10 protein-coding genes and 1 tRNA gene are annotated in these 12,445 nt (G+C 64.4%); 2 read left to right on the top strand and 9 right to left on the bottom strand.

All coding sequences use genetic code 11. From position 1 onward, the window contains the following. Positions 1 to 88: 88 nt before the first annotated feature. Complete coding sequence (phnF, locus tag BerOc1_RS16585) at positions 89 to 862, top strand: phosphonate metabolism transcriptional regulator PhnF (protein WP_084641655.1); 774 nt, start codon at positions 89 to 91, stop codon at positions 860 to 862. On the opposite strand, the gene phnE is transcribed toward phnF, so the two are convergent. Genes phnE through BerOc1_RS16570 form a run of 3 tightly spaced genes read right to left on the bottom strand, consistent with a single transcriptional unit; the run spans position 863 to position 3,370 of the window. Continuing rightward, a complete protein-coding gene (gene phnE, locus BerOc1_RS16580) occupies positions 863 to 1,702 on the bottom strand; it encodes a phosphonate ABC transporter, permease protein PhnE (RefSeq protein ID WP_071546873.1) in 840 nt (279 codons plus the stop codon). After that, positions 1,695 to 2,489 carry a phosphonate ABC transporter ATP-binding protein gene (locus BerOc1_RS16575; RefSeq protein ID WP_071546872.1) on the bottom strand — a complete coding sequence of 265 codons (795 nt, stop codon included), beginning with the start codon at positions 2,487 to 2,489 and terminating at the stop codon, positions 1,695 to 1,697. Before BerOc1_RS16575 ends, phnE begins: the two co-directional genes overlap by 8 nt. Further along, positions 2,489 to 3,370: a phosphate/phosphite/phosphonate ABC transporter substrate-binding protein gene (locus BerOc1_RS16570; protein WP_071546871.1), complete on the bottom strand. Its 882-nt coding sequence runs from the start codon at positions 3,368 to 3,370 to the stop codon at positions 2,489 to 2,491. The genes BerOc1_RS16575 and BerOc1_RS16570 overlap by 1 nt, the downstream gene beginning before the upstream one ends. A 255-nt stretch (positions 3,371 to 3,625) precedes the next feature. On the opposite strand from BerOc1_RS16570, the gene BerOc1_RS16565 reads away from it, so the two are divergent. Continuing rightward, positions 3,626 to 4,834 (top strand): alpha-D-ribose 1-methylphosphonate 5-triphosphate diphosphatase, encoded by a 1,209-nt coding sequence (locus tag BerOc1_RS16565; protein WP_278248079.1) that lies wholly within the window; start codon positions 3,626 to 3,628, stop codon positions 4,832 to 4,834. 40 nt (positions 4,835 to 4,874) lie between these two features. Here the strand turns inward: BerOc1_RS16565 and BerOc1_RS16560 are convergent, their stop codons facing one another. The 6 genes from BerOc1_RS16560 to gatB form a co-directional block, all read right to left on the bottom strand. Then, positions 4,875 to 5,216: a DsrE family protein gene (locus BerOc1_RS16560; protein ID WP_071546869.1), complete on the bottom strand. Its 342-nt coding sequence runs from the start codon at positions 5,214 to 5,216 to the stop codon at positions 4,875 to 4,877. 143 nt (positions 5,217 to 5,359) lie between these two features. After that, a tRNA-Ser gene (locus tag BerOc1_RS16555) sits at positions 5,360 to 5,453 on the bottom strand. Between the two features lie 87 nt (positions 5,454 to 5,540). Further along, positions 5,541 to 7,061 carry a ribosome biogenesis GTPase Der gene (der, locus tag BerOc1_RS16550; protein WP_071547165.1) on the bottom strand — a complete coding sequence of 507 codons (1,521 nt, stop codon included), beginning with the start codon at positions 7,059 to 7,061 and terminating at the stop codon, positions 5,541 to 5,543. A gap of 138 nt (positions 7,062 to 7,199) precedes the next feature. Next, entirely contained in the window at positions 7,200 to 9,521 is a 2,322-nt protein-coding gene (locus BerOc1_RS16545; RefSeq protein ID WP_071546868.1) for a methyl-accepting chemotaxis protein, read from the bottom strand. Between the two features lie 151 nt (positions 9,522 to 9,672). Beyond that, positions 9,673 to 10,710: an S-methyl-5-thioribose-1-phosphate isomerase gene (mtnA, locus tag BerOc1_RS16540; RefSeq protein WP_071546867.1), complete on the bottom strand. Its 1,038-nt coding sequence runs from the start codon at positions 10,708 to 10,710 to the stop codon at positions 9,673 to 9,675. A gap of 293 nt (positions 10,711 to 11,003) precedes the next feature. Continuing rightward, a complete protein-coding gene (gene gatB, locus BerOc1_RS16535) occupies positions 11,004 to 12,437 on the bottom strand; it encodes an Asp-tRNA(Asn)/Glu-tRNA(Gln) amidotransferase subunit GatB (RefSeq protein ID WP_071546866.1) in 1,434 nt (477 codons plus the stop codon). Between the last annotated feature and the right edge of the window lie 8 nt (positions 12,438 to 12,445).

The following is a 12,445-nucleotide window of genomic DNA, read 5'->3' as shown; positions in this document are numbered from 1 at the left end:
GGAGCGGGATGCCCTCCCTGCGCCCAAAGAGAGGAATCTTAACCTCCCCGATACAGACAATGCCGCCGATCGGTGGCATTGCCTCTCCATGAGCGGACTGAATCCCCATGTCGACGAGTCGGACAGGCGGTTTCTGCTGGACAGGAGCCACCGCTCCCCGCTGTGGCGGCAGATCGCCTCGGCCCTGGAACGGGAGATCGTCCGGGGGCATTTTGCCCGGGGCGAGCGGCTGCCCGCCGAGAGCACGCTGGCCAAATGGTACAGCGTCAACCGGCACACCGTGCGCCGGGCCCTGTCGCACCTCCAGGAACGGGCCCTGGTCCGATCCGAAAAGGGCCGGGGGACATTCGTCAACGAGCATGTGGTGGAATACCTGGTTTCGCGGCGGACCCGGTTCAGCGACAACCTGAACCGGCAGAACCGCTCGCACGACGGCGTGCTCATCGGCCACCGGGTGATGGAGGCGGGCGACAGGGTGTCCAGGGCGCTCCAGATCCAGCCCACGGCCCAGGTCTCGGTGCTCGACATCCTGCGCAAGGCCGAAGGCCGTCCCCTGTCCCTGACCACCCACTACTTTCCCCGGCCGCGATTCGCCGGGCTGCACGAGACCTTCCGCAAGACCGGGTCCATCACCCAGTGCCTCGGCGCCCACGGCGTGGCCGACTACTTCCGCGAGGAGACCCGCATCCTGACCCGGCAGGCGACCTCGGAGGAGGCCCGGCTGCTCGGCCTGCCCCGCCACCGCCCTGTCCTGGAGACCCGTTCGGTCAACGTGGACGAACTCGGCGTGCCCGTGGACTTCGGGATCACCCGCTACGGCGGTGACAAGATCGAGCTGGTCATCAAGACCTTCCTGGACTGATCAGATGATCCGCTTGCGCAGGCGGGACGAAAGCTGCTCCACCAGCAGGACCAGGGCGAAGATCAACAGGATGATGGTCGAGGCCTCGGAGTACATGAACATGTCCATGGAGACCTTGAGCTCGATGCCGATGCTCCCCGCCCCGACCAGGCCGAGCACCACCGAGGAGCGCGTGGCCTTTTCCAGGCTGAACAGGGCCGTGTTCACGAACGACGGCAGCGCGGCCGGGATCACGGCGCAGATGACCGTGCCCAGGCGGCTCGCGCCCAACGACTCCAGTGCCTCCTGGGGTCCCTTGTCCACCTCCTCCATGGCCTCGGCGAAGAACCGGCCGCAGAACCCCATGGTGTCGACCATGATCGCCAGAGTGCCCGCGAACGGCCCCAGGCCGACCATGACCACGAAGAACAGGGCCCAGATCAGGTCGGGCACGGTGCGGAACAGGGCAATGAGGTTCCTGGACAAATAGTACAGTCCCCTGTTCGGCGTCTGGCTCTTGCTCGCCAGGATGCCCAGCACCAGGCTGAAGGCCACCCCGAAGACCGTGCCCACCAGGGCCATCTGCAACGTTTCGAGCAGGGACAGGGCCACCGCGTCCACTCGGCGCAGAGACGGAGGGAACATCTCGGAGACCAGGTCCACGATATACGGGAAGCCGCGCACGAACTCGGTCAGCGAAAAATCGATGTTGCGCATGGAGACGATGAAAAAGGCCAGCCCGGCCGCGTACAGGGCGAACGACAGCGCGCTCGGCCGGGGAAAACGGATGGGCAGCAGGGCCGGGTCCGTGGCCTGGCCGTCGAAGACGAATTGACTTCCTTGGCGGATGCGGTCAGCCATATATCCTCCGCAGGGTTGCCTCGTTCAGGTCCGAGGAGTCGCTGTCCATCTCGATGCGCCCGTCGCGCAGGCCGATGACCCGGTCCGAGTATTCCAGGGCGTGGCGCACCGAATGCGAGGTGTAGACCAGGGTCAGCCCCCGGCCGCGGATGAGCTCCACGAACAGGCGCATGACCTCCTCGCCCGCGTTGGGGTCCAGGCTGGCCACAGGCTCGTCCGCGAACATGATCCGGGGCCGCTGCATGAGCGCCCTGGCGATGGCCACCCGCTGGGACTGACCGCCCGAGAGCCGGTCCACCCGCTGCTCGGCCACGTGGGACAGGCCGACCAGTTGCAGGCAGCGCATGGCCTCCTGGCGCTCGCCGTCCGTGGCCAGCATGTGCCACCAGACGCGCGGGCCGCGCTTGCGGCTCTGGGCCCCGTGCAGGACGTTGGTCAGGGCGGTCAGGCGTGGCACCAGGTTGTGCTTCTGGAAGACGAAACCGACCTTGCTGCGCAGCCTGCGCAGGCCGGAACTGTTCAAAGACAGGACGTCCGCCCCGCCCATCTCCACGACCCCGCCGCTCGGCTCGATGAGCCGCAGCAGGCAGCGCAGCAAGGTGGACTTGCCCGCTCCGTTGGACCCGACCAGGGCCACGGCCTCGCCCCTGTTCACGGCCAGGTCCACGCCGTCCAGGACGGTGGCCCGGCCAAAGGACTTGACCAGCCCCTTGACCCGGATCTCCAGCCGATCACCGGCAAGAGCCGCCGGGGAGTCTTCCCCGGCGGACGTATTGAACTTCAGCATCAGTCACCCACGAAGTCCGAGTACTGGGGATAGCCGATGGTCGCGTACATGGCGCGCACGTAGTTGTAGTCCGCGTCCTTGACCTTGGGCAGAAAGACCATGCCCTTGTACTTCTGGTTGTCCTCACCGGTCAGGATGGCGGCGATCATCTCGTCGGCGTGGTCGGCGAACGCGGATCGCACCTTGGCGACCACATCCCTGTCCACGTGCGGGCCGACCACGAGCACGTCGTTGGGCAGGTCCGGGCCCCGCGCGATAACCTTGAACGCCCCGGCGGACAGCTGCTTGTCCATGGAGCGCATCTTCAGGAACTTGTCGTTGGTGGTGCAAAACGCGGCCACGTCGCCGCGCTTGAGCGACTCGAAGCCGACCTTGTAGTCCACGTGCAGGGTCTTGACGTCCTTGAGGGGATCGAGCCCGTTGTCCTTGAGGATTTGCATGGGGGCCAGGTGCTTGGAGGTGGAGCCGACATCGCCCATGGCCACCTTTTTGCCCTTCAGGTCGGGGACCGAGTTGATCCCGCTTGCGGCCAGGACGATGACCGAGCCGAAGTAGTCGGGCCGGGAGAAACCGACCACGGGCTCGGCGTTGACCCGCTTCTTGAAGACCACATACTCGGCCGGGCCGGTCAGGACGAAATCCACCCGCTTGGACTTGAGCGCCTCCACGGCGGCGGTGCGGTTGTTGACCGGGAAGAACTCGAAATCGTAGCCGGTCAGGACGCCCAGCTTCTCCTTGAACGAGCCGAACTCCCGCTGGAGCTCCTCCATGCCTTCCAAATCGGTGACGGCCAGCCGAACGGTGTCGGCGGCCAGGGCCCATGCGCCCATGGCGCAGACCATGAGCAGGGCCGTGAACAGGGTGACGATCGAACGTTTCATTGCTTCTCTCCATGATTTCCGGTTGCGCCGGCCCTTGCCGACGATCGATTGGGTCACAGAGTATGGCCGTTGCGTTACGCCCGGATTGCGGTTGAACGTACAAAAGACGAACTTCCCCTAGACAGATCAGCGACCTGTCTACTGCTTTACTTTTCCCGCCCCCCTCGCCGAACATGGCCTCCGATCGAAAGAACCTGGCGCGCCATTTCGGCGGGCTGGCGGCCCGGGCCGAAGCCGCCGCGCGACCGTCACCGGATGGCCGCGCAACCTTCATGCAGCCAGGCGGACAACAAGGAAAGATACATGGATATGCGCATACGAAACGGACGCGTGCTGCTCCCGGACGGGGACGTGCGGCAGACGGACATCATCGTGGCCGAGGGGGTCATCCGGGAGGTCGGGGATTCCCTGAACGGGAGCACGAACGGCGGAAAATCCATCGACGCGCGGGGCAAGCTCGTCCTGCCCGGCATCGTGGATCTGCACGGCGACGGCTTCGAGCGGCACATCATGCCGCGCGCGGGCGTCTCCTTCAGCCGCGCCCTGGGGCTGCTGGACACGGACCGGACCATGACGGCCAACGGCATCACCACCGCCTTCCACGGCCTGACCTGCTCCTGGGAGCCGGGCCTCAGAAGCCGCGAGGCCGCCCACGCTTTCCTGGCCGATTTCAAGACCGTGCGCGACAGGCTCGGCTGCGACACCCGCCTGCACCTGCGCTTCGAGACCTACAACCTCCAGGCCCTGGACGAGATCGAGGCCTGGATACTCGACGGGACCGTGGACATGCTCGCCTTCAACGACCACATCGACGCCATGTTCGCCAACCTGGACCGCTATTCCAAGATGTCCGGCTACCTGGACCGCACCGGCCTGAACCGGGAGGCGTTCATCCATCTGATCTCCGAGATCAGGGAACGGGCGGCGGCCGTGCCCGAGGGCATCCGCAAGCTGGCCCGGGCCGCCGCCGAACGGAACATCCCCATGGCCTCCCACGACGACCCGGACCCGGCCACGCGGTCCTGGTACGACGGCCTGGGGTGCGCCATCTGCGAATTCCCGCTGGACGAGCCCACGGCCCGCAGAGCCCGCGAACTCGGCGGCGCGGTCATCCTGGGCGCGCCCAACGCATTGCGGGGCAAGAGCCACATCAACCGGCTCATGGCCCGCGACGCCATCCGCATGGCCCTGTGCGACGCCCTGACCTCGGACTACTTCTACCCTTCCCTGCTCCAGGCCGCCTTCTCCCTGGCCCGCGACAAGGTCTGCCCCTTCCCGGACGCATGGCGGCTGGTCTCCGCAGGTCCGGCCCGCGCCGCGGGGCTGGCCGACCGGGGCGCGATCGAGCCCGGCAAGCGCGCCGACATGATCATCGTGGACGACTCGGACCCGTCCCTGCCCTTCGCGGCCCTGACCCTGCGCCAGGGAACGCCGGTCTTCAGCGCCAACGGCCTGGGCATGTAGCCCGCCCGCCGGTCCCGCGCCTGATGGAAGGCCCACGCCCCTAGGGCTTCACGTAGGCGAACCCCTTGCGCTGCAGCTCCACGATCTCCACCACCCCGGCGGGGACCACCTCGCAGCCCGGGCAGAGCCGCTCGGGATCTATGCCGAAATGGGTCAGGGCGTTGTTGCAGACCTTGACCACCGCGCCGAGGGCGAGCACTTCGCCGATCTGCGCCGCGTGCTCGCCGTCGCGGTCCAGCAACCGCACGCCCGGCCCGTTGACCACCAGAACCACGGCGGGCCTGTCCTCGGGAAAGGCGTTCAGGTAATTCCTGATGTTGCTGAAAGCGATACCCAAGGCCTGGGGATCGTGGTCGAAATGGAACAATACGTCGTAATTCATATTTGTTGCCTCTTATGGTCTATCCATCATGTTTGGCGGAAAAAGCTTAACGCTCATGCGCCCTTCCCACTCAAATGGAATGAACAACCCGCACAGAGCATAAAAAATGGGGTTACGTGAATATCACGTAACCCCTTTCTGTCTGGCGGAGAAGGAGGGATTTGAACCCTCGTATGAGCTTTACACCCATAACACGCTTAGCAGGCGTGCGCCTTCAGCCAGCTCGGCCACTTCTCCAAACTCTTTGCGCGCGTAAAGACGCGGTTCGCATTGAGGAAAGTCCGTCTACACTTTTCCCGCGCGGATTGTCAATAAAGATGAGCCCTATTTACCCTTTTTCCCCTTGCCGCCCTGGGCATCCTTGCTCTCGCGCTCCTCGCGGCGGCGCTTGCTCTTGAGCGCCTTGTACTTCTCCTCGTGGCGGCGCGTCTTGGCCCCGCCGATGCGCTCGCGGCCCGGGCCGCGTTTGCCCAGCGACGAGATGCCCCGCGCCTTTTCCCACTCCTTCTTGTCGTGGCTGGAGCGGAACACGATGTTCACCGGCGCGGACTTGATGCCGAGCAGCTTGCGGAACTGGTTCTCCAGGTAGCGCACGTAGGACGTCTTGACGATGGTGTGGTCGTTGCAGAAAAAGACGAAGGTCGGGATGGGCTCGTCCGCCTGGGTGACGTAGTAGAACTTGGGCCGCCTGCGCTTGACCACCGGGGGCTGCAGCTTCTCCAGCACGGCCTGCATGGCCCGGTTCAACTCGCCGGTGCCCACCCGTATTTCGCACTCCCGGCGCAGGGTCTCGGCCAGAGGCAGCAGCTTGCCGATGCCCAGCCCCTTGACCGCGCTGGTCATGACGATGGGCACGTGCGGGATCAGGCGCAGCTCCTCCCTGAACGCCTCGAGCGCGCGGTTGGTTTCGCTCCTGGGGATGAGGTCGGCCTTGTTGACGACCACAATGAACGGGGTCTTCTCCTTGGCCAGAAATTCGATCAGCCGCTTGTCCTGCCGTCCCGCGCCCAGGGTGATGTCGATGGTCAGGATGGTCACGTCGGACCGCTTGGAGTTCTTGAGCGCCCGGATAACGCTGATCTTCTCCAGATGGTCCTGGATGTTGGCCCGCTTGCGCACGCCCGCCGTGTCCACGAAGGTGTACCGCTTGCCCTGCTTCTCAAAGGTCACGTCGATGGAGTCGCGGGTGGTCCCGGCCACGTCCGAAACGATCAGCCGGTCCTTGCCGATGAGCGCGTTGATGAGCGAGGACTTGCCCGCGTTGGGACGGCCGAGCATGGTCAGCCGAAGCCCCTTTTCCACCCCGTCGTCCGTGTCCTCGGGCAGCCCCAACCCCTTGACGAACTTGCGGACCCGGTCGCGCACCCCGTGCAGGTTGTAGCCGTGGGCCGCGGACACGGGCAGGAATTCGATGCCCAGGGAGTGGAACTCGGCGGTCATCTCGGCCTCGAACTCGCTGCCGTCCACCTTGTTGATCAGCATCATCACCGGCTTGCCGGAGCGGCGCACGTACTCGGCCGCCTGCTGGTCCAGCGGGGTCAGCCCCTCCTTGCCGTCGACCACGAAGAGGATGGCGTTGGCCTCATTGATGGCCTCCTGCGCCTGCTCGAATATCTCGTCCTCGAAGTCCTTGGACAATTCGGGCGTGGCCTCGGATTCCAGGACCATGCCGCCGGTGTCGATGAGGTCGAACCGGGTCTCGCCCATGATGCACTCGCCGTAGATGCGGTCGCGCGTCACCCCGGGCAGGTCGTGGGTGATGGACCGCGACTTCCTCAGAAGTCGGTTGAAGAGGGTGGATTTGCCCACGTTGGGGCGGCCCACCAGGGCGACGATCGGCAGCATGTTCGGCTCCGGATGGTGTTTGATGGCGCGGTAATGCGTGAACCCCGCGCTTTCCAAGGGCGGGAAGCGCGGGGGTTACCTTATCTTCATTTGAATGTCGAGTCCATTAATCCCGGCATTCCCTAAAAGGACGGCGGACTACCCGCCCATGGATTCGATGATGCCATTCAGCCGGGAGGCCATGGTCGCCACCTCAAGGACCGCGTTGGAGGCCTGATCCATGACCTGGGAGGCCTCGATCGCGATCTGGTTGATCTCGTCCGTGGCCCGGTTGATCTCCTCGCTTGTGGCGGACTGCTCGTCGGCGGCGGTGGCGATGGCGCGAACCTGATCCGCGGCCACCTCGACACGGCCGACGATCTCCGCCAGGGCCCGCCCGGAATCGTTGGCCAGCTCCGTGCTCTGCGAGACCGAGAAGACCGCCTTTTCGGTGGCGGCCACGTTGTCCCGGGTCATGGCCTGGATCTTGGAGATGGCGTTGCCGACCTCGCTGGTGGCGGTCATGGTCTTTTCCGCCAGCTTGCGGACCTCGTCGGCCACCACCGCGAAGCCGCGCCCGGCCTCGCCCGCGCGGGCCGCCTCGATGGCCGCGTTCAGGGCCAGGAGGTTGGTCTGGTCAGCGATGTCGGTGATCACCTCGAGAACCTGGCCGATGTCCGCCGCCTGCTTGCCCAGTTCCTCCATGGAGGTCTTGAGGTTGTCGGCCTGGGCCTGGACCCCTCCCACCGCCTCGATCATTCGCCGGACGATGTCCTCGCCATCCTGGGCGTTCTGCTTGGCGGTGTCCGCCTCCTCGGCGGCGGAGCTGGCGTTTTGCGCCACCTCCAGCACCGTGCTGTTCATCTGCTCCATGGCGGTGGCGGTTTCCTGCGCCCGGCTCCGCTGGGTGTCGGAGCCATTCTTGGCCTGTTCGATCTGGGCGGACAACTCCTCGGCGGCGCTGGACAGCCGCTGGGAGACCTCCTCGGCTTCGGCCGCGGCCTGGGAAATCCGCCCGTTCTGCTCCTCGATCTGCTTCTGCTGGGCACGGATCTCCGTGATGTCGATCCAGATGCCCAGGGCACCGAGCAGCTCGCCGTCCATGTCGTAAAACGGTGTGGTCACCACATGCACATTCTTGGATTCGCCGACCCTGGCGTATTCGATCTCGGCCTCTTTCCGCCGCTGTTCGCGGATGGCCTGGTCGGACAAGACCTCTCTGTCGTCGCTCTCATCGTCGTAAAAGAAGGAGCCGCCGGAGACCCCAATATAGTCCTCGGGCGAACCGGTACGGCCGACCATCTCCATCATCTGCTTGTTGACCCAGATCAGCTTGTGGTCCGGCCCGAGGATGCTGCACGGCAGGGAGAGCCCGTTGAGCACGCCCTGGGAAAAGCCAAGCTTGTTCTTGAGTTCCCGGACCATGACTTCGATCTGCCCGGCCAGGGACTGGAGTTCGAACCGGTATCGGCCCTCCAGGCGGGCCTGCAGGTTCCCTCCGGCCACCTCGGAAGCGTATTCCAGGATGTTCTTCACAGGATTGATGATGGTCCGGCGCATGGCGAATATCAGCACGGTCACCAGCAGGACGCCCAGGGCCGCGCCGCCGGCTGCCAGCTTGTCGCGCTGGTTGTGCGCCGCAGCGGCCAGGTCGTCCTCGTAGGCGCTCATGACCACCTTCCAGCCGGTCGTGGGCGCGGTATTGAAGACCATATACTTTTCGCGGCCCTCCCACGTATAGGTGGCCTCACCCGTCTTTGCGCTCAGGGCGATCTTGACGAACTCCAGGTCCGACACGTCCTTGAGGTACAGGTCCTTGTTCACCGCGTGGGCGATCATCCGTCCCTTGTGGTCGAGCATGTAGGCGTATCCGCTGCCCGCCACGCGGAAGGGGTCGACGAACTTGGAGGTGAAATGCTCCCACTTGGGAAACAGGCCCACCCCGCCGATGATCTCGCCCGTGTGGTCGCGGACCACGCTGGCAGCGGCGAAGATGAGAATCCCGCCGCCGCTCTTGGATATGAGGATGTCGTTGGACAGAAAATGGTCCGACTTGCCGGACAGGACGGCCTTGACATACCCGCGCGAGCTGCGGTCCGCCCCGGTCATGTCCTGCCCCTTGGCATTGTACCCGGCCACCACCTGGCCGTTGCGGTCAAAGACGAAGGCCGCCCAGTAGCCGCTGGAAGTGGCCATGAAATCCTTGAACAGCCCGGACGCGGGCAGGGCGTCCCGCCCGGCCAGAGCGTCGGCCACGGCCTGTTGCGAGGCGAGCATATGCGCCATCTCGTCGGTCTGGACGATGTAGTTGTCCAATGCGGTCATGGTCTGGGCGACCATGTTGTTCATGGACTCCTTGCCCTCGTTGAAGACGGTCTGCCGAGTATCATGGTTGACCCAGGTTACGGCGGCCAGGACCGATATGGCCATGCTGGCGGCGATCAACAGAGCAATGGCGGTATTGACGCTTTTCATCTTCATGCTGAACCCATCCTTGACGGTCTGTATTGTGCCCCTGTTTATTACCGGTCGGGAGAAAATTGTCTATTAGAACAATATATTCCCAAAACACAAAATGGGACAAAACCGCAGCGCGGTTTCGCCCCATTGTTACCATACCTTGAGAAGAGCATTACATGAACAATTTCTTGATGGCAAGGTCATAGGGCGGGTACAACACGCCCTTTTCAGTGATGATGCCCGCGATGAGCTCGTTGGGCGTGGGATCGAAGGCCAGGTTGTAGACCTCCACCCCCTCGGGCGGGATGCGGTGGTCGCCGATGTGCGTCACCTCGCGCGGGTCGCGGTCCTCGATGGGCACGTCGTCCCCGGTCGGCGTCTCCGGGTCGATGGTGTACACCGGCGCGGCCACATAGAACGGGATGTTGAACCGTTTCGCGATGATGGCCACCCCGAAGGTGCCGATCTTGTTGACCACGTCGCCGTTGGCCGTGATCCGGTCCGCGCCGACCACGACTTTATCCACCAGGCCGCGCTTCATGAGCAGGGCGCAGGCGTTGTCGCAGGCCACCTTGACCGGGATGCCGTCCTTGTGCAGCTCGTACGCGGTCAGCCGCGCGCCCTGAAGGAAAGGCCGGGTCTCGTTGGCGATGACCGAGACCTTCTTGCCCTGGTCGATGGCCCCCCGGATCACGCCCAGCGCCGTGCCGTACCCGGCCGTGGCCAGCGCGCCCGCGTTGCAGTGGGTCATCACGGTGTCCCCGTCGTCGATGAGTTCGCCGCCGAACTTGCCGATCAGCTCGCACATCTCGATGTCGCCCGCGTGGATATCCTTGGCCCGCTCGAGCCAGATGCCCAGCAGTCCTTCCAGGGAGACGTCACCCGCCTCGTCCCAGACGCGGCGCATATCGCGCACGGCCCAGCGCAGGTTCACCGCCGTGGGCCGGGCGTCGTGGATCTGGTCCAGCTTGGCCGACAGGTTCGCCTTCCAGTCGCCGTCCATCCCCTGCACCTCGCGCCCGGCCAGATAGCAGCCGTAGGCCGCGGTCACGCCGATGGCCGGCGCGCCGCGCACGACCATGACCACCAAGGCGTAGCAGATGTCGTCCGTGGTCCTGCACTCGAACCAGTCCTCCCGGTTTGGCAGGTAACGCTGGTCAAGCAGGATCAGGGCGTCTTTCTCGGGAGAATACTGAATGTGTTCGGTCATCTTTGGTTGCCTCCGGCGGCCAGAGGGGAAATTTTTGGAAAAGTTTCCCCTCTGGACTCCCCTTCAAAACTTTTTATCGCGGCGCAGATGCTATCGAGGTCAACGAGATTCTTCGTATGCGCCGAATGGTGCGGGCACCACTCTCCGTCCATAGAAATAGAGTACGGAAACGCACCCCCACGCCGCCTTGAGGAATGGACTTTCCCCTATAAACTCCCTGGCGGCGTGGCGACAAAAAGTTTTGAAAGGGGGGCCGGGGGAAAACTTTCTCAAAAGTTTTCCCCCGGTCTTCCTCACGAAAGTTTCTTCGTAAACAGCTGCGTGACCACGCCGGGGTTGGCCTGGCCTTTGGACAGGCGCATGACCTGGCCCATGAAGAAGCCCATGAGTTTGGTCTTGCCGCCCTTGAAAGCCTCGACCTCGGACGGGTTGTCGGCGATGACCTTGTCGACCATGGCCTCGAGCTCGGAGGTGTCGGACACCTGGACCAGCCCCTTGGCCTTGACGTATTCGGCCGGGTCGTCGCCGGACGCGCACAGGTCGCGGAAGATGTCCTTGCCGATCTTGACCGAGATGGTCCCGTCGTCCACCAGGGCGAGCAGCGCGGCCAGCTTTTCCGGGGTCAGCTTGACCTCGCAGGCTTCGGACCCGTTCTCGTGGCAGAACGGCAGCAGTTCGCCCGCCACCCAGTTGGTGACCTTTTTGGCGTCGCCCGCATATGCCTTGACCGCGGCCTCGAAATAGTCGGCCACGGCGAGGTCGTTGGTGATCAGGGCCGCGTCGTAGTCGGCCAGGCCGTACTCGGCCATGAACCGCTCGCGCTTGGCCGAAGGCAGTTCGGGCAGCTCGGACTTCCACTTGTCCACCCAGGCCTGCTCCAGGACCAGCGGGACCAGGTCCGGATCCGGGAAATAGCGGTAGTCGTGGGCCTCCTCCTTGCCGCGCATGGAGTGGGTCGTGCCCTTGTCCACATTGTACAGCCGGGTTTCCTGGACAACTTTATCGCCGTCCTCCACCAGGTCGATCTGGCGTTCCACCTCGTACTCGATGGCCTTCTGGATGTGCTTGAAGGAGTTGAGGTTCTTCAGTTCCGCGCGGGTGCCGAACTCCTCCTGGCCAAAGGGCCGGATGGATACGTTGGCGTCGCAGCGGAAGGAGCCCTCCTCCATGTTGCCGTCGCAGATGCCGAGATAGAGCAGCACCGAGCGCAGCTCCTTGAGGTAGGCCACGGCCTCCTCGGCCGAACGCATGTCCGGCTCGGACACGATCTCGATGAGCGGCACGCCGGTCCGGTTCAGGTCCACGAAGCTGGCGTTGTCGGCCGCCGAGTGGATGTTCTTGCCCGCGTCCTCTTCCATATGGATGCGGGTCAACCCCACGCGTTTCTTCCGGCCGTCCACCTCGATGTCCACATGGCCGTGCTCGCAGATGGGCTGTTCGAACTGGGAAATCTGATACCCCTTGGGCAGGTCGGGATAGAAGTAGTTCTTGCGCGCGAACACGGACTTGAGGTTGATCTCGCAGTTGGTCGCCAGTCCCGCCTTGGTCGCGTATTCGGCGACCTTCTCGTTGAGCACGGGCAGCACGCCGGGCATGCCGGAGCAGACCGCACAGACGTTCTCGTTGGGGTCGTTTCCGAACTTGGTGGAGCAGGAGCAGAATATCTTGCTCTCGGTTTTCATCTGGGCATGGACTTCGAGGCCGATGACGGTTTCGTACCGGGACATGGGAGCTC

Source organism: Pseudodesulfovibrio hydrargyri (assembly GCF_001874525.1).
In the GTDB taxonomy this organism is placed as follows: Bacteria; Desulfobacterota; Desulfovibrionia; order Desulfovibrionales; family Desulfovibrionaceae; genus Pseudodesulfovibrio; species Pseudodesulfovibrio hydrargyri.
This window is presented reverse-complemented; position numbering and strand designations above follow the sequence as displayed.